This is a genomic window from Tsuneonella sp. HG222, from assembly GCF_053819185.1.
This window is the reverse complement of sequence record NZ_JBSOQZ010000002.1, coordinates 758731-775019: the sequence shown is the minus strand read 5'-3', so window position 1 is coordinate 775019 and position 16289 is coordinate 758731. Positions and strand designations below refer to the sequence as shown.

The window sequence follows — 16289 nt, the reverse complement described above, 5'->3', positions numbered from 1 at the left end:
TCGACCACGTTGACGGCGGGCGCGTTCTTGAACAGCCAGCCGGAAAAGACCCTGCGCCATTCGAGGTCCGAACTGGCATCGGCCCGTTCGCGCACCAGAACCTGCACGAAGGCGCCTTCTTCCGGGTCTTCCCACGGCGCGGCCTTTTCGCAGGCCGACAGGCGGAGGACGACGTTTCCGATCCGGCGCGATTCGCCGGGCTTCATCTCGATGTCCTGCGACAGGTTGTTGCGCTTGTTGAGCAGGCCGAGCGTCGCGACCCGCTCGCTCATCGGCGTGGCGCCGTCCTGCTCGGCGGCGGACGCGGCGGGCCGTGCGGGCGCGGAAGAGGCGAGCTCTTCGGGCAACTCGGTCTCGACCGCTTCGGGTGCGGGCGCATCCTGCGTGCAGGCGGCAAGCGCCAGCGCGAATGCAACGGGCGCGGCCACGCGCATGGTCAGGCGTCCGGCGTCCAGGCTTCGTAGTCGCCCGTTGCGGCGGCGCGGCGCCCCCCGCGTTCGAGCGCACCCGCCGGGCGATAGGCGGCGCCCGTGCCGGTGACGTTGGGTTCGTAGTCGACTTCCCAGATCTTCGACGGCGCGAGATGGCTTTCGGGCAGCTCGTCGTAGGAGTTGTGCAGCCAGCCATGCCATTCGCTGGGCACGTTGCTGGCATCGTTGGCGCCGGCGTAGATAACCCAGCGCCGCTCGCGCCCGGCGAAGGGCTGGCCGGCCTTTACAAGCTTCTTTCCGCGGAAATACTTGTTGCCCTGCGCGTCGGTGCCGACGTGCTCGCCGTTGAGCGAGGACCAGATCGAAGTGCCGATGGTGGCACCGTCCCACCAGGTGAATATCTTGCCGAGAATGCCCATGGAGCGCCGTTAGCCCCTCGCAGCCCGGACACGCAAGCGCCTAGGCGCGAGGGCCCTCACCACTCGACCTTCGCGCCGGGCGCGATGCCCAGTTCGGCCGCCCTGCCCCCGTTCAGTTCGAGCACGGCGATCACCGGGCCTTCGGACAGCAGCGAATCGAGCGAATAGGGCTCGGCATTGGCGATGATGTTCACCACCTTGCGATCCGCCCCGATGAACAGCAGGTCGAGCGGGATGACGGTGTTCTTCATCCAGAAGCTGCGCTGATAGGGCCGCTCGGACGGAAAGATCATCCCCTCGTCGGGCGCCATCGAGCGGCGGAACATCAGGCCCTGGTTCTGCTGCTGTTCGGTCTGCGCGACCTCGACGCGGAAGCGATGCACCCGGTCGCCCTGCGCGATCGTCAGCGGCACGACCTCGAGGCCGGAAAAAGGGTGGACCGACGGCGTTTCGGCCGCCGGGACCGGGGCGGCGGCCTGGGTCGAGCAGGCAGCCGACGTACAGGTCAGCACGCAGGCCGCGGCGGCCAGCAGGATCTTGGCAACGGGACGCATCACGGCTCCATCTCGTCGGACGCCTCGGCGACCCAATCCATTGCCTCGGCCTCGTCCGCCGCCTCCACTAGCGTGCGCGCGGCGGCAAAGCCATGCCCGGCGCGCACCATCGCGCCGATCTGCTTTTCCGCCACGTCGCGCTCGGGGGCCTCGAGGCCGAAAGGGCCGAACCGGCGCTTGCGGGCATAGGTCAGCGCCGCTGTGCGGGCGGCATGCTCGCCCGGCGCCACCGCCGCCCGCAGGTCCTCCGCGATGCCCGCCTCGCCCAGCGCCTGGCTCACCCGCCGCCCGCCGTAGCCGCGCCGCAGCAGGCTCGTGCTCTTCATGCGGGCATAGCTCTCGTCGTCGATGTAGCCGAGCTCGACATAGCGGGCGACCGTCGCCTCGACCGGCGGCTCGCCCTCCCCGTCCCAGCCGCGCTCGTGCAGCTTGCGCCTGAGGTAGCGCTCGAACTTGGCCGCGCTGGAGGAGAATCTGGCCACATAGGCGAGCGCAAGTTCCTCGAATCGCTGCGGATCGATCGGTTTGGGCACCTTGCGGGGCTTGTTTCTACTGGAACTATGTTCGACCATCGGCCTTATTCGTGCCACAGTCCGGCCCAAAGGGAAAAGGCCGTGTCGATAACAGGGAAGGATCGACGCTCATGCCCTATTCACCAGTTGTCGCGTGAAGCGCGACCGAGATAGAACAACGAACGGGTAATCGCACACAACATGACAGAGGACGCCGCCTTGCAGCCGACGCCGAACCGTTGCGCGCTGACGCGCCGGTTTTCCGACTTCGCCACCTTCGGCGATGCGATCGACTATGCCGCGCAGGGAAGCCGCGGGCTCAACTTCCACGATCCGCGCGGTAACCTGATCCAGGCTTATCCCTATTCCGAGCTGCGCAGCGATGCGCTGGCCATGGCTCGCCGGCTGGTCACGATGGGCACACGCCCGGGGGACCGCATCGCCCTGGTCGCCCAGACCGGGCCCGAATTCGCCGCGATCTTCTGCGGCGCGATCTATGCCGGCGCCTGGCCGGTTCCGCTGCCGCTGCCGACCAGCTTCGGCGGCAAGGAAAGCTACATCGACCAGTTGGCGGTGCAGTTGCAGAGTTCCGACCCCGCGCTGCTGCTCTATCCGGCGGAAATCGCCGAGATGGCATCCGCGGCGGCGGCCCGGCAGGGCTGCGGCGGGCAGAGCTTCGAGGAATTCGCCGCCCTGCCCGAGGGCGCGCCCGCGCTGCCGACGCCGGACCCGGACGACATCTGCTATCTCCAGTATTCGAGCGGCTCCACCCGCTTCCCGCACGGCGTGGCGGTGACGCACCGGGCGCTGCTCAACAACCTGCGCGGCCACGGCATCGGTATGGGCCTGACCATGGAAGACCGCTGCGTCTCGTGGCTGCCGTGGTACCACGACATGGGCCTGGTCGGCTGCCTGCTCTCGCCGATCGCCAACCAGGTCTCGACCGACTACCTGCGGACCGAGGATTTCGCCCGCCGCCCGCTGGCCTGGCTCGACATGATCAGCCGCAACGAGGGGACGACGCTCTCCTATTCGCCGACCTTCGGCTACGACATCTGCGCCCGGCGCATCTCGAGCCAGAGCCATGTCGAACACCGCTTCGACCTGTCGCGCTGGCGGCTCGCGGGCAACGGCGCCGACATGATCCGGCCCGACGTGATGCAGCAGTTCGTCAACGCCTTCACCGATGCCGGGTTCAAGGCGAACGCCTTCTGCCCCAGTTACGGCCTGGCCGAGGCGACCCTTGCGGTCACGCTGATGCCGCCGGGCGAAGGCATCAAGGTGGAGCTGGTGGAGGAAGAGCGCCTCAGCGGCTCGCCGCGCGACCTCAGCCGCCCGGCCCGCTATCGCGCCATCGTCAACTGCGGCAAGCCGGTGCTTGACATGGCTGTCGAAATCCGCGGCGAGGACGGCACTGCGCGCGGCGATCACCAGATCGGCAAGGTCTGGTGCAAGGGCCCCAGCGTCATGCATTCGTACTACCGCGATCCGGAGGCGACCGACGCCTGCCTGGTCGACGGCTGGCTCGACACCGGCGACATGGGCTACATGGCCGGCGGATACCTGTTCATCGTCGGCCGGGCGAAGGACATGATCATCATCAACGGCAAGAACCACTGGCCGCAGGACATCGAGTGGGCGGTGGAGCAGCTGCCCGGCTTCCACCAGGGCGACATCGCCGCCTTCAGCGTGGAGACCGAGAACGGCGAGGAAGTGCCCGCCGTCCTCGTCCACTGCCGCGTTTCCGATCCGCAGGACCGAGTCCGACTGCATGACGAGATCCGCGAGAAGGTCCGCTCGATTACCGGCATGAACTGCGTGGTCGAACTGGTTCCCCCGCGCACGCTGCCGCGCACGAGCTCTGGCAAGCTGAGCCGGGCCAAGGCCAAGAAGCTCTACCTTTCGGGCGAGATCGAGCCGTTCAAGCTGGCCGCGTGATCGGGCGCCTGCTGGCGGCGGGCGCGCTTCTCGCGGTGGCCGCGCCGCTGGCCGCGCAAGGCGTCGACCCGCTGCAGGCCACCGTCCTGCGGGACGATCTCGACCGCTTCATCGCCGTCTGGAAAGCGAGCGGCGGACATCCCACGGCTGCGCAACTGGACGAAGGCTATATCAAGCCAGGAAGCCGCGCGATCGAGGTGTTCACGCCGCGCCGGATCGTCGATGCCGATCACTTGGCGGCCGCCATCGCCGCGAACAACGACGGCTATCGCCAGGCCATCGAGCGGTGCCTGCCCTGGCTGGAGGGGACGGACGACGAACTGCGCGCCGCCTATCTCGGCCTGCACGGTCTGCTGCCGGAAAAACCGCTGCCGCAGATCGCCATCCTGATGGGCGCGGGCAACAGCGGCGGGACTGCCGGCCCCGGCATTCAGGTTCTCGGGCTGGAGGTGCTGTGCCGGGTCAGCCCCGACGAAGCCGCGTTTCGCGCTCTGCTGCGCAAATTCTTCGTCCACGAGACCGTGCACACGCTGCAATCGAGCCCGTCATCCGCGGTGGAGGGCGACATCATGCTGGCAAGCGCGCTGCAGGAAGGGACCGCCGACTACGTTGCCTCGCTCGTCACCGGCAGCATTCCCGACGCCGAACGGGCACAGTGGGCCGCGGCGCGAGCGGATTGGGTGCTGGCGCAATTCGCCGCCGACCGGGCCATCGTCATGGACCCCGCCCGCAGTCAGGCCGAGCGCGACACGGCGTTCCGGCGCTGGTTCGCCAACGCGGGTCGTTCGCCGGTAGGCTGGCCGTCGGAACTCGGCTATTGGGTCGGGATGCGCATCGCCGAAAGCTACGTCGCGCGGGCCGACGATCCGCACGCGGCCATCCGCACCCTGCTCTCGTTCGACGATCCGGCGGCGATCCTGACCGGCAGCGGCGTCGAATTGCCCGACTAGCTCAGGGCCAGAGAAGAATCCCCAGCACCAGCAGGATCGCCACGGTCCCGGCAAGCCAGACGAACGTGCGCACCTTGGGCACCCCGGTCCAGTACAGCGGCAGGTAGATCACCCGCGCCCCCAGCCAGATCCATCCCGCCGCCGCCGTGGCCGTGCTCGTCTTGCCGGCCAGCACCACCCCGAACAAGGCGATGATCGCCAGCGGCAGCGTTTCGAGAAAGTTGTCCCGCGCCCGTTCCAGCCGGCCGACCACCGGATCGGGCGGCGGCATGTCCGCGTCGCGCGCGCCCATGTTCCATTCCACCCCGTACTGCTTCGTCTTCGCCCGAATGGCCACCTGGACGTGGACGACCAGCAGGACGGCGGCGAGGGCGAGAATGAGGATTTCCGGCTGCATGTTCGATGTTCCTGCCATGTGTTGCGCTGCGGGGCTGGAGTTTCCACGGTTGTGCGCATCGGGTCCAGCCCGCAGCGCCCCAGCCATCAAAAGAGCTTTGACCGGGGGGCGCCGGGCCCCATACTGCGCGGACTTGAAACGCGTGTCTTGCCCACCTAATACAGTGGTGACGCGCGATCGACCGGGCGACGGGAGTTTTGAATGGCGACGAGTACCCAGACCGCAACCGCGACCGAACTGAGCCTGACGCCGCCCGATCCGGTGCCGGTCGTCTCACCGGAGAAGGCCGCTGGCCTCGTCCCGGTCGAAACCGAGAAGAAGAGCAAGCTGGAGGAAAAGGCCGACACCTTCGTGTCCGAGCTCGTCGCGCTCGACGCCAATTCGCCCGACTTCGGCAAGAAGGTCGACCAGATCACCAACATGGGCCGCAAGGAGATCGCGGCCGCCTCGCAGATGTCGAACCGGTTCCTCGACCGCCCCATCCGGGCGATGGACAAGGATTCGGGCGTGGGCGCGAACCTGAGCCAGTTGCGCCGGGTGGTGGAAGACCTCGACCCGGGCAAGAACGGCGCCCAGAGCAAGTCGAAGAAGTTCCTCGGCATCATCCCGATGGGCAACAAGCTGACCGGCTATTTCCGCAAGTACCAGAGCGCGCAGACCCACATCCAGTCGATCCTCGGCCACCTTTCGAGCGGCAAGGACGAACTGCTGATGGACAATGCCGCGATCGACGTCGAGCGGCAGAAGCTGTGGGAGGCGATGGGCAACCTAGAACAGATGATCCACATCGCCAAGACGCTGGACCAGAAGCTGGAAGAGAAGGCGGCCGACCTCGATTCGACCGATCCGGCCAAGGCGAAGGCGCTGCGCGAAAGCGCGCTGTTCTACGTTCGCCAGCGGACGCAGGACCTCTACACCCAGATGGCCGTCAGCGTGCAGGGTTACCTTGCGCTCGACCTGGTGAAGAAGAACAACGTGGAGCTGGTGAAGGGCGTCGACCGTGCCAGCACCACCACCGTGGGCGCGCTGCGCACCGCGGTGACCGTGGCCGAAGCGATGACCAACCAGCGGCTGGTGCTGCAGCAGATCACCTCGCTCAACGAGACGACCGCGAACATCATCGACAGCACCAGCACCCTGCTGCGCGACCAGACCGGGCGCATTCACGAACAGGCGGCCAGCAGCACCATCCCGATCGAGACGCTGCAGCGCGCCTTCCAGAACATCTACGACACGATGGACGAGGTGGACAGTTTCAAGGTCCGTGCGCTCGAAAGCATGAAGCAAACGGTCGAGACGCTGGGCCAGGAGGTCGAGAAGTCGAAGGGCTACATCGCGCGTGCCGAAGGCCAGGCGCAAGCGGCGCAGCTGGCCGGCCAGTCGCAGCTCCTGAGCCTCGAGGGCTGATGGGCGACAGCACCGCCCAATCGCGCGAGATCGTCGCCGCGGCCAGCCGCAGCCTGGCGCATCAGCGCGCGGGCGGCCGGCGGCTGCAGCCGATCGGCGAAGGCAGCCGCGGGCTGCGCAAGCGGCATCTCAAGACCAAGCTGCGCAACATCGCCTTCGCGGCGGCCGCGATCTTCGCCTTCGCCGTGACGGCCGGGATCATCATCGACGGGATCGGCTTCACCGGGATCGTCCTGACCTTCGCCGCGCTCCTCGCCGCCGGCTTCATCCTCGGCAAGTTCCCGCGGATGAAGGTCCCGCAGCGGGCCGACCTCAACAAGGGCGATGTGCGGCAGATGGTCGCGCGCACCGAGCTGTGGCTCGAACATCAGCGCCCCGCCCTGCCCCCGCCGGCGGTGACGCTGGTCGACCAGATCGGCACGCAGCTCGACGCGCTGGGGCTGCAGCTCGAAACCATCGATCAGTCGCATCCCGCCGCCGAGCAGACCCGCAAGCTGGTGGGCGAGCATCTGCCCGAGATGGTCGATGCCTACCGCCGGATTCCCGCCAACCTGCGGCGCGAAAAGCGCGCCGGCGCCACGCCCGACGATCAGCTCGTCGAAAGTCTCGGCAAGATCAGCACGGAGATCGACAGCGTGACCCGGCAACTGGCCGATGGGGCGCTCGACGATCTGGCCATCCGCACCCGCTATCTCGGCTATCGCTACGGGTCGGAAGGCCTTGGCGACGGCGAACCCATTTCGGAGAAGAACTAAAATGCGCGTCGCAATCCCCCATTCGCTCGACAAGGAAACCGTCCGCCAGCGCCTGCGCGACAACAGCCACAAGATCGCCGATCAGGTCCCGGGCGGCATGGCCGACGTGCATTCGTCGTGGCGCGACGAGGACACGCTGGACCTGACGATCGGCGTGATGGGCCAGGAACTGCGCGGCGACATCGCGATCGAGGACGGCCAGGTGGTCTTCACCATGGCGCTGCCTCCTGCCCTGGGGTTCCTGGAACCGATCGTCGAAGGGGCGATCAAGCAGGGCGGGCAGAAGATGCTCGCCCCGCCGAAGAGCTAGAGCTTGCGCTCCAGCTCCAGGTAATCGCTCGGGATCCTGAGCGCGGCGGTGGCCGTGCGCGTCTCGCGCAGGAACAGCACCAGGGCCGCCATCAGCAGCGCGACGGCGACGATGAACGATCCGGCGGCGATGCCCTGCAGGTCGACCGGCGCGAATTCCTCGAGGAACAGGATCGCCACCGTCACCCCGATGGCGATGCCGGCCAGCACCAGCAGCAGGATCGCCTGGCTGATCATTGCGATGCGCCGGTCGATCAGCCTGATTTCGCGGACCAGCGTGTCGTGCTCATCGCCTTGCGTGCCCGCGTGCCGTTCCTGCAGCAGGCGCGACCTGTCGACCACTCGGCTGAGGCGCTGGGCAAGGATGTTCATGATGTTGCCGATCGCCACCAGCATGAACACCGGTGCGAGTGCGAGCTGGATTGTCTGGGCGATCAAAAGCCGTCTTCCCCGTGGATTGCAGAAATTGTGGACGTCGATTGGAACGCCTTATCCCCTCGCGGGTTTTACGTCGACTGGACCTTCGCAGATGCGACTGCCCGGTTTGCGTACGGGGGCAGTTTGGTTGGGTCGATGAAATCGCGCACATTGCGAAGTGTTCTGCGTGGCGCCACATCTGGTTTGCATGACCAGTTGGACGCCGCCACGGGTGCCGACTTCGCCGATCCCGTGGCCTACGCCCGGTTCCTCAATATCCAGTACCTCGCCCGCGCGCCGATCGAGGCGTGGCTCGCATGCCATGCCGATCCTGCCGACAGCCCACCGCCCATGACGCCGCTCATCGCCGAAGATCTTTCTTCACTTGGCTGGCCCACGCCGGTTGCCGCCGGAAGTTTCGAGATGCCGCCCGGTACCGACCCGATCGGTGCGGCCTGGGCGCTTGCCGGCTCGCATCTCGGGAACCGCGCGATGCTGGCTGGTCTCAACCGGAGGGACGTGCACATCCCGACCGCGTTCCTCGCCGACCGGACGATGATCGAATACTGGCACCAATTCCTCCCGCGACTACAGGCAGACGTGACCGAGCAGCAATCCCAAGCGGCGATCGACGCCGCGAACGCCGTCTTCAAGCGCTTCATCGACACCGTCTCGGACGCCGACCGGCAGCTTGCCGCATGAATTGGTCGCGCGGCCAGGACGTCGACCTGTCGAATTGCGATCGCGAGCCCATCCACCGGCTCGGCATGATCCAGCCCTTCGGCTGCCTGATCGCGGCAACGTCCGACTGGATGGTCGCGCACCGCTCGGTCAATGTCGAGGACATGCTCGGCATTGCGGAGCCGGTCGAAATCGGCAGCCCGCTGGGCCCGCGCTTCGCCCCGGAAGCCTTCGAGATCATTCGCGAGCGGCTCGACGCAGCCAGCACAACCGGCGAAGTCGAGCGGGTCTTCGGGCTGGACCTGTTCGGCGACCATCGCCTGTTCGATCTTGCGGTGCACCTGTCGGGCCGCATGGCGGTGCTGGAGATCGAGCGGCACGATCGCGACGCCATTCCGCAGCATACCGGCACTCTGCGGCCGATCATGGCCAAGCTGGGCGAATGCCTGACGGTCGAGGACCTGTGCCACGAAGCGGCGCGGCAGATGAAGCGCCTGCTCGGCTTCGACCGGGTCATGGTCTATCGCTTCCACCCCGACCAGTCCGGCGAGGTCGTTGCCGAAGCGCGCGAGTCCGAGCTCGAGGCGTTCCTCGGCCTGCGCTATCCGCAAAGCGACATTCCGCAACAGGCCCGCGCGCTCTATCTGCGCAACCTGTTCCGCATCATTAGCGACATCAATGCCGATCCGGTGCCGATTGAGCCGGAATTCGACCTCGAGGGCACCCCCCTCGACCTGTCGATGAGTGTGCTTCGCGCGGTCAGCCCGATCCACATCGAATATCTTCGCAACATGGGTGTGGGCGCATCACTGTCCATCTCCATCGTCATTCGCGGCAAGCTGTGGGGGCTGTTCGCCTGCCATCACTACGGCCCGCGCGTGCTGCCTTATTCGCTGCGCACTGCCGCCGAGCTCTTCAGCCAGCTGTTTTCCCTTCAGCTCGAAATCGCCATTGCCAACGCCGGTAGCTCGCTGGCCGAAAAGGGCCGCGAACTGCACAACCGGCTGATGGCGCGCCTCGCCGGCGGCAGCTCGCTGATCGAGAACCTGGGCACAATCGACGAGATCGTCGCCGGCGTGATCCCGCACGACGGGTCGAGCGCCTTCATCGAAGGGGTCTATCAGAAGCGCGGCGCCGCCCCCAACGAGGAAGAGTTCCGCGCAATCGTCCCAGCGTTGAACACCGCCTCGACGAGCAAGGTAATTCAAAGCGATGCGCTGGCCACCCTCATTCCCAGGGCGTCCGCCTTTGCCGACAGGGTGGTCGGCGCGCTTGCCATCCCCGTCTCGCGCCGCCCGCGCGACTATGTCGTCCTATGGCGCAAGGAATTGCCGCAGGTGGTGACCTGGGCCGGCAATCCCGAGAAGCCGGTCGAATACGGCCCCCATGGCGCCCGTCTGACTCCGCGCAAGAGCTTCGAGGCGTGGCAGCAATCGGTCCAGGGGCAGAGCGCGCAATGGACCGAGGAGCAGCTCTCGATTGCCGAGGGCCTGCGGGTCACGCTGCTGGAAGTCATCCTGCGCGTGACCGACGAGGCGATGCAGGAGCGCAACCGCGCACAGCAGCAGCAGGAACTGCTGATCGCCGAACTGAATCACCGGGTGCGCAACATCCTGACGCTGATCCGCAGCCTGGTCGGGCAGTCCAAGCGGGATGCGAAGAATATCGAGGATTTCGCCGAGGTCATTGGCGGCCGGGTGCGCGCGCTGGCGCTGGCGCACGACAACATCACGCGCGAGCACTGGAATGCCGCTTCGCTGCACGAACTGATCCGCGCGGAGGCGGAAGCCTATCTCAACGGCAAGGAAACCCGCGTGGAAATCGTGGGTCCGGACGCGATGATCGTGCCCGAAGCCTACACCGTCATGGCGCTCGTGCTGCACGAGATGATCACCAATTCCGCCAAGTACGGGTCGCTGTGCGACAGCCGCGGGCGGTTGAAGATCACGACCTCGGTCGACAGCAACAACGATTACAAGCTCGAATGGCGCGAGATCGGCGGGCCGCCGGTCCAGGCGCCCACCCGGCGCGGATTCGGGACGACGATCATCGAACGATCGATCCCGCACGACCTGAGGGGCGAGGCGGAAGTCCGCTATCGCCTGAGCGGGGTCGAAGCGGATTTCTGCTTGCCCGGCCGATTTGTGGAGCGTGTCGTGGACACCGAAAACGAGACTGGAACGATGGAAAAGACAGCCACTGCCGGGCGGCGGCATGCACCCTCGGCGATCGAGAAAGTCCTCCTTGTCGAGGACAGCATGATCATCGCGCTCGATACCGAAGAAGCGCTCACCCAGGCGGGCGTGCGGAAGGTCATGGTCGCCGGAAGTGCCGATGCCGCACTGGCCGAACTGGACAAGGGCCTGCCCGATTTCGCGCTGCTGGACTTCAACCTGGGCGAGGAGACGAGCGAACGGGTGGCAGAGGCGCTGACCGAGCGCGGCGTGCCCTTCTGCTTTGCCACCGGCTACGGCGATGCCCTGGGCCAGATGGCGATCACCCCGCCCTATGGCGTGCTCAAGAAGCCTTACTCGCGCGAGGACATCGTCGCCGTGCTCGACAAGGTGGTCGCAGCGGCCGGCACCTGACCGGCTACTGGTTGGCCGCCCCGGCGAGCTTGCCGACCTTCTGCGATCCTTCCTTCGTCGTGACGAGCACCTCGTTGCCGTCGACTACGATGGCGACATCGGACAGCCCGATCACAGACACCCTGGGCCCGTCGCTGTCGACGAAGACCCCGGTGCAGTCGACGAGCTCCGCCGGCCCCCGCACGGAGTTGCCGTTCTCGTCCATCTCAGCAGCCGAATGGAGCGCCGCCCAGCTGCCGATGTCGGACCAGCCCATCGAAGCGGGCACCATGGCCGCCCGGTCGGTGGCTTCCATCACCGCGTAGTCGACCGAATCCCCTTCGATCCTGCCGAACGCTTCCGGCTCGGGATGGAACCGGCCGTGGTCCTGCCGTCCGTTGCGTACGGAATCCATCACGGCAGCGGCCATCTCCGGCCGATACTTCGCCAGCTCGTCCAGGAAATGCCCGGCCCGGAAGGCAAAGATGCCCCCGTTCCAGTTGTACCCGCCGTCGGCCAGGAACTGCAGCGCCCGGTCAAAGTCGGGTTTCTCGACGAAGCGCTCCACCGCGAAGCCGCCTTCGAGCGGCTCCCCCTGCTTGATGTAGCCGTAGCCCGTCTCGGGCGCGGTCGGAACGATGCCGAAGGCGACCAGCCAGTCCTGCTCCGCCAGCTTGGCGGCGGCGCCGGCGCTGGCGCAGAACGCCGCCGGGTCGGCGATATGGTGGTCGCTAGGGCAGACGAGCATGATCGCATCTTCGGGCAGGCGGGCTGCCGCAAGGGCGATTGCCGGGGCGGTGTTCTTGGCCATCGGCTCCACGATGACCGTCGCCCCGGGCGACTTGCGGGCCTGCTCCTCGACGTGGTCGAGATGCGCGACACCGGTGACAATGATCGGCGGGGCAAACTGGTTGCGGTCGCCGCACCGGTCCAGCGTGCCTTCGAACATGGTTTCGTCCCCCACCAGCGGCAGGAAGGGCTTGGGCTTGGTCTTTCGACTGCGCGGCCACAGGCGGGTGCCGCTTCCGCCGCACAGGATGACGGGGTGGATTAGTGTCATGGGGCTCCTAACGACCGGCAAAGAAATCCTGGCGCCAGCCATAGCGTGCGGCGACCGGATTGCCATTGGCATCGGTAGCCGGATTGAAACGGATCTTATCGACCACGAGCGGACAGACCCGCGCATTGATCTCGGGATCGGGTCCGGGACTCGAGACCGAGCAGTTCGAAGCCCTGCCGTCCACCCCGACGATGAACTGGACGATGACCGAGGTGCCGCGGATCGCCTGGAAGCCGCCGTCCGGCGTGGGAAAGTCGCGCGTCACGTTGATGCTGCCCGAGCGCACCGATGGGCGCGTGACGATCGCATTGCCCGCGCCCTGCCCGCCCCGGCCGCTACCGGTTCCGTCTCCCGGCCCGCCCCCACCGGTGCCCTGGCCGGCCGCGGCGGCGCCCGAAGCGCTGGCGTCGCCCGTCGAGGCCGCCTTGGGGACCGGACTGGGATTGACGGGTGGAGCGGGCGGAGCGGACACCTCCTTGGGGGTGGCCTGCCTGGCTTCCTCGCCCGAGCGTCCTTCGTCCGGCACCGGCTCTTCCGGAGGGGGCGGCGTCGCCTCGGGAGGCGGCGGAGTGTAGACGGTAACGGTCACCAGCGAGGTCGCATCGTCGATAAGTTCGGCGGTGAAGTCGGGCGCGAAAGCGCGCGCAAGGGCAACCAGCGCAACGACATGCGCCAGCCCGATCAATGTCAGAGTTCCCCATTTCGGCCGCCGTTTGCTGGCAGTGAAAGTCTCGCCGCGCTCCACCGCAACCCGTTCTCCTTCACGACCATCAATGCGCATCGCGCCTATCCGCTCCCGATTGCAATCCTTAGCAAGGCAAGCATGTTGCGCCGGGTCGGGCGAGCGGTTAGCGCTGTAGCGGGAAACGGGAGAGTTCGATGACGAGGCGTTTGGGTCTGACGCTGGCCATGACGGTTGCCCTGCCGGTAGCTGCGCTCGCCCAATCTCCCTACAACGTTGCCTCGCCCGGCGACTGGCCGCGCTACGCGCGCGATCTGGAGGGGACCCGGTTTTCCCCGCTCGACCAGATCAATACGAAGAACGTCGACGATCTGGACCAGGCATGGAGCTTCACGCTGCGGCCTGACGGCGGGGCCGGCCTGCTGGGCGGGACGGTGCCGATCGCCATCGACGGCGTGCTCTACCTGCCGCTCGGCAACGCCGTGGTCGCGCTGGACGGATCGACCGGCGCGGAAATCTGGCGGCACAAGGTTGTCGGCGGTCTGGTGCGCCGGGCCGTCAGCTACTGGCCCGGCGATGGGTCGATCGGCCCGCGGCTGTTCTACTCGACAGGCACGGCGCTCGTCGCGCTCAAGCCGGCCACCGGCGAGATCGACACCAGCTACGGCGAAAACGGGCAGTCCGCGATCGACGGCGCGCCTTATGGGTACCCCCCCTCGATCTACGGCAACGTGATGGTCGTGGGCGCGACGGTGCAGGAGGATTCGTTCGGCCCGTCGGGTGACAGCCGGGCCTACGATGCGCGCACCGGCAAGAAGCTGTGGCAGTTCCACACCGTCCCGCAGGAAGGCGAGGTCGGCCACGAAACCTGGCTCGACGGGCGGACCGAGGGCCGCTCGGGCAACAACATGTGGGTCTGGTACACGACGGCCGACCCGGCCACCGACACGATCTACATGACCATCGGCGGGCCGAGCCCCAACTACTACGGCGGCGAGCGGCCCGGCGACAACCTGTTCGGCAATTCGCTCGTCGCGCTCGATGCCAATTCGGGCAGGCTCAAGTGGCACTTCCAGACGATCCATCACGACCTGTGGGACTGGGACCTGCCCGCCCCGCCGGTGCTGTTCGATGTCGTCAAGGACGGCCAGACCATCCCCGCCCTGGCCGAGACGGGCAAGCCCGGCCTGATGTACATCCTCGACCGCCGCACCGGCGAGCCGATCCACGGCGTGGTCGAGAAGCCGGTCGCCGCCGCCGATGTGCCGGGCGAATGGTATTCGCCCACCCAGCCCTACCCGTTGAAGCCGGAGCAGCTCAACCGCGGCTCGTGGGACAAGTCCGACATCGTCACCGCGAAGGACACGAACGCCGAACACGTCGCCGCCTGCCGCGCCCTGCTCGATAGCTACGGCGGGGACTTCTACAACGCGGGAAGCTTCACCCCGTTCTTCATGAAGAAGGAGGTCAACGGCAAGCCGTTCGCCTCGATCAACATGCCGCACAACGGCGGCTCGGTCTGGGGCGGGAGCGCGGCGGACCCGAAGAAGGGCATCGTCTACATCAACGTCAGCGAAGGCGGCTCGATCGGCTGGATCGAGGAACGCGATCCCAAGGGCGATTACGGGCGCGGCACCACCGGCTCGACCCAGAAGTACGACCGCGGCAGCCTGATCGGGCCGGGCGCCTATTCAGGCTTCAACGCCGCTTTTACTGGTCCCGACGGGCGCAAGGTCACGCTGCCGTGCTTCAAGCCGCCGTGGGGGCGGCTGGTGGCGGTGGACGCCAACAGCGGCGACATCCTGTGGGCCACGCGGCTGGGCATCACCGAGGAACTTCCCAAGGAAAAACAGAACACCGGCGCCAACAACGGCTTCGGCGGGCCGACCGCTACGGCGGGTGGACTGGTGTTCATCGGCGCGACCGGCGACCGCTACTTCCGCGCCTTCGATTCCGCCAGCGGCAAGATCCTGTGGGAGCAGCAGCTCGACTACGGGGCGCTGACCATCCCGATGACTTACATGGGGAAAGACGGCCGCCAGTACGTGGCCATCATGGCTTCGGGATCGAGCCTAGCCCCGGCTTCGCGGACCGAGGCGGGCAAGCCGAAGAACGCGGAGGCGCTGGTCGCCTTCGCCCTTCCGCGGTAGGATCGGTGTCGGGAGACCTGTCAATGAAGCGCATGATTTCGCTGTTCGGCCTCGCGGGCGTGCTGTTCGCGCCCGCCGCCTTCGCGCAGAACACCATTCGCACGCCGGAGGGCGCCGAGATGAAGGTTGCGAGCGACCTGGCCTACAAGCCCGGCGAACTGACCGCCGCCCAGCTGGCCGAATCCACCCGCGCCACGTTCCGGCAGGATTCGATGAATGTCTTCCGCCGCTACCCGCGCGAGAAGACGGCCGAGATGGTCAAGTTCTACACCGAGGCGCTGGCGCTTCGCTCGCTGAGCCCGATTCAGCTGACCAGCACGCAGCAGATGATCCTGACCGGGGTCGGCAGCGGGCAGATCAAGCTCAGCCCCGGCCAGCAGGGCGATCGGACCTACGACATGGAGGGCGGCTATTACGGCGGGACCGGCATCCGCTTTTTCATGTTGGGCTATCCCGATGCGCGGGTCGTGCGCCAGCGCTTCCGCGACGCGGGATTCGCCGAGCCGCAGTTCGTCCGGCGCGAAGACGGGACCCTGCAGGCGCTGGTCGCCGATCCCGGCGGCTTCCAGATCGTGATCCAGGCGCGCCCGGGTCTGAAGGACCATTCCGACGACGGCGTGGGCGTGGGCATCAACGTGTCCGACCTCGCCAAGAGCAAGGAATTCTACCGCGAGTTTGTCGGGCTCGATGAACTGCCGCCGGTCGAGGACAAGGTCCTTGGCACTACGCTCCACCCCTATCGCCACAAGGAGACGCGCGTCTTCCTCTACCAGTTGGGCGACAACGCGCACCCGGACAACGGCAGCGCGGGAATGCAGTACGTGGTGAGCGATAGCCCGCTGGCCGATGCCAAGGCCAAGGCGCGCGGCATCGCGGTGGAAACGCCTCTGAACCGGCTGGCCGGGTTCGACCTCGTCACCGTCTGGCTCAACGATCCTGACGGGGTGACCAACTACTACGCGCAGGTCGGCCCCAACAGCCGCACGGCCCGCGGCGCGAACTGAGCCCCACGAAAAAGGGGCGGCCTCGCGGCCACCCCTTCGGAAATTTCGAGTTGGAG

The 16289-nt window shown here is 67.0% G+C and carries 16 protein-coding genes and 1 pseudogene; 9 read left to right on the top strand and 8 right to left on the bottom strand.

Translation table 11 applies throughout. From position 1 onward, the window contains the following. Nucleotides 1-26 precede the first annotated feature (26 nt). The 4 genes and pseudogenes from ACWPMZ_RS15365 to ACWPMZ_RS15350 all read right to left on the bottom strand — a co-directional run. Nucleotides 27-206, bottom strand: a pseudogene (locus tag ACWPMZ_RS15365) (DUF2155 domain-containing protein); the annotation flags it as partial. Nucleotides 207-436: 230 nt separating this feature from the next. Next, on the bottom strand, nucleotides 437-850 hold the full coding sequence (locus tag ACWPMZ_RS15360; protein WP_455704932.1) for an NADH:ubiquinone oxidoreductase subunit NDUFA12: 414 nt from the start codon (nucleotides 848-850) through the stop codon (nucleotides 437-439). A 56-nt stretch (nucleotides 851-906) separates the two neighbouring features. Then, nucleotides 907-1404, bottom strand: coding sequence for a DUF192 domain-containing protein (locus ACWPMZ_RS15355; protein WP_455704931.1), 498 nt, complete (start codon nucleotides 1402-1404; stop codon nucleotides 907-909). Beyond that, entirely contained in the window at nucleotides 1404-1937 is a 534-nt protein-coding gene (locus tag ACWPMZ_RS15350) for a regulatory protein RecX (RefSeq protein ID WP_455704930.1), read from the bottom strand. Before ACWPMZ_RS15350 ends, ACWPMZ_RS15355 begins: the two co-directional genes overlap by 1 nt. A 180-nt stretch (nucleotides 1938-2117) precedes the next feature. Between ACWPMZ_RS15350 and ACWPMZ_RS15345 the strand changes: the two genes are divergently transcribed. Together ACWPMZ_RS15345 and ACWPMZ_RS15340 are read left to right on the top strand one after the other, a co-directional pair. Further along, a complete protein-coding gene (locus tag ACWPMZ_RS15345; protein WP_455704929.1) occupies nucleotides 2118-3854 on the top strand; it encodes a fatty acyl-AMP ligase in 1737 nt (578 codons plus the stop codon). Beyond that, on the top strand, nucleotides 3851-4804 hold the full coding sequence (locus tag ACWPMZ_RS15340; RefSeq protein ID WP_455704928.1) for a hypothetical protein: 954 nt from the start codon (nucleotides 3851-3853) through the stop codon (nucleotides 4802-4804). The genes ACWPMZ_RS15345 and ACWPMZ_RS15340 overlap by 4 nt, the downstream gene beginning before the upstream one ends. A 1-nt stretch (nucleotide 4805) precedes the next feature. Here ACWPMZ_RS15340 and ACWPMZ_RS15335 read toward each other — a convergent pair whose 3' ends face one another. After that, the gene (locus ACWPMZ_RS15335; protein ID WP_455704927.1) at nucleotides 4806-5201 is read right to left on the bottom strand and encodes an MAPEG family protein; all 396 of its coding nucleotides are present in this window, start codon (nucleotides 5199-5201) and stop codon (nucleotides 4806-4808) included. A gap of 201 nt (nucleotides 5202-5402) precedes the next feature. Here ACWPMZ_RS15335 and ACWPMZ_RS15330 point away from each other — a divergent pair, with 201 nt between their 5' ends. From ACWPMZ_RS15330 to ACWPMZ_RS15320, 3 genes are read left to right on the top strand one after another with little or no spacing between them, the layout of a single operon-like run. Then, nucleotides 5403-6608 (top strand): toxic anion resistance protein, encoded by a 1206-nt coding sequence (locus tag ACWPMZ_RS15330; protein WP_455704926.1) that lies wholly within the window; start codon nucleotides 5403-5405, stop codon nucleotides 6606-6608. Beyond that, nucleotides 6608-7363 carry a hypothetical protein gene (locus tag ACWPMZ_RS15325; RefSeq protein WP_455704925.1) on the top strand — a complete coding sequence of 252 codons (756 nt, stop codon included), beginning with the start codon at nucleotides 6608-6610 and terminating at the stop codon, nucleotides 7361-7363. The genes ACWPMZ_RS15330 and ACWPMZ_RS15325 overlap by 1 nt, the downstream gene beginning before the upstream one ends. Nucleotide 7364: 1 nt before the next feature. Continuing rightward, complete coding sequence (locus tag ACWPMZ_RS15320) at nucleotides 7365-7673, top strand: polyhydroxyalkanoic acid system family protein (RefSeq protein WP_455704924.1); 309 nt, start codon at nucleotides 7365-7367, stop codon at nucleotides 7671-7673. Here the strand turns inward: ACWPMZ_RS15320 and ACWPMZ_RS15315 are convergent. Continuing rightward, entirely contained in the window at nucleotides 7670-8110 is a 441-nt protein-coding gene (locus ACWPMZ_RS15315) for a DUF2721 domain-containing protein (RefSeq protein ID WP_455704923.1), read from the bottom strand. The two genes, ACWPMZ_RS15320 and ACWPMZ_RS15315, sit on opposite strands and share 4 nt — an antisense overlap. A 183-nt stretch (nucleotides 8111-8293) precedes the next feature. Between ACWPMZ_RS15315 and ACWPMZ_RS15310 the strand changes: the two genes are divergently transcribed. Next, complete coding sequence (locus ACWPMZ_RS15310) at nucleotides 8294-8791, top strand: biliverdin-producing heme oxygenase (protein WP_455704922.1); 498 nt, start codon at nucleotides 8294-8296, stop codon at nucleotides 8789-8791. After that, the gene (locus tag ACWPMZ_RS15305; protein WP_455704921.1) at nucleotides 8788-11358 is read left to right on the top strand and encodes an HWE histidine kinase domain-containing protein; all 2571 of its coding nucleotides are present in this window, start codon (nucleotides 8788-8790) and stop codon (nucleotides 11356-11358) included. Before ACWPMZ_RS15310 ends, ACWPMZ_RS15305 begins: the two co-directional genes overlap by 4 nt. 4 nt (nucleotides 11359-11362) lie before the next feature. On the opposite strand, the gene ACWPMZ_RS15300 is transcribed toward ACWPMZ_RS15305, so the two are convergent. Together ACWPMZ_RS15300 and ACWPMZ_RS15295 are read right to left on the bottom strand one after the other, a co-directional pair. Next, nucleotides 11363-12397 (bottom strand): mannose-1-phosphate guanylyltransferase, encoded by a 1035-nt coding sequence (locus tag ACWPMZ_RS15300; protein ID WP_455704920.1) that lies wholly within the window; start codon nucleotides 12395-12397, stop codon nucleotides 11363-11365. Nucleotides 12398-12404: 7 nt separating this feature from the next. Beyond that, nucleotides 12405-13082: a hypothetical protein gene (locus ACWPMZ_RS15295; protein ID WP_455704919.1), complete on the bottom strand. Its 678-nt coding sequence runs from the start codon at nucleotides 13080-13082 to the stop codon at nucleotides 12405-12407. Between the two features lie 194 nt (nucleotides 13083-13276). Here ACWPMZ_RS15295 and ACWPMZ_RS15290 point away from each other — a divergent pair, with 194 nt between their 5' ends. Then, nucleotides 13277-15229 carry an outer membrane protein assembly factor BamB family protein gene (locus ACWPMZ_RS15290; protein WP_455704918.1) on the top strand — a complete coding sequence of 651 codons (1953 nt, stop codon included), beginning with the start codon at nucleotides 13277-13279 and terminating at the stop codon, nucleotides 15227-15229. A gap of 23 nt (nucleotides 15230-15252) precedes the next feature. Continuing rightward, a complete protein-coding gene (locus ACWPMZ_RS15285; RefSeq protein WP_455704917.1) occupies nucleotides 15253-16233 on the top strand; it encodes a VOC family protein in 981 nt (326 codons plus the stop codon). The last annotated feature ends 56 nt before the right edge of the window (nucleotides 16234-16289 follow it).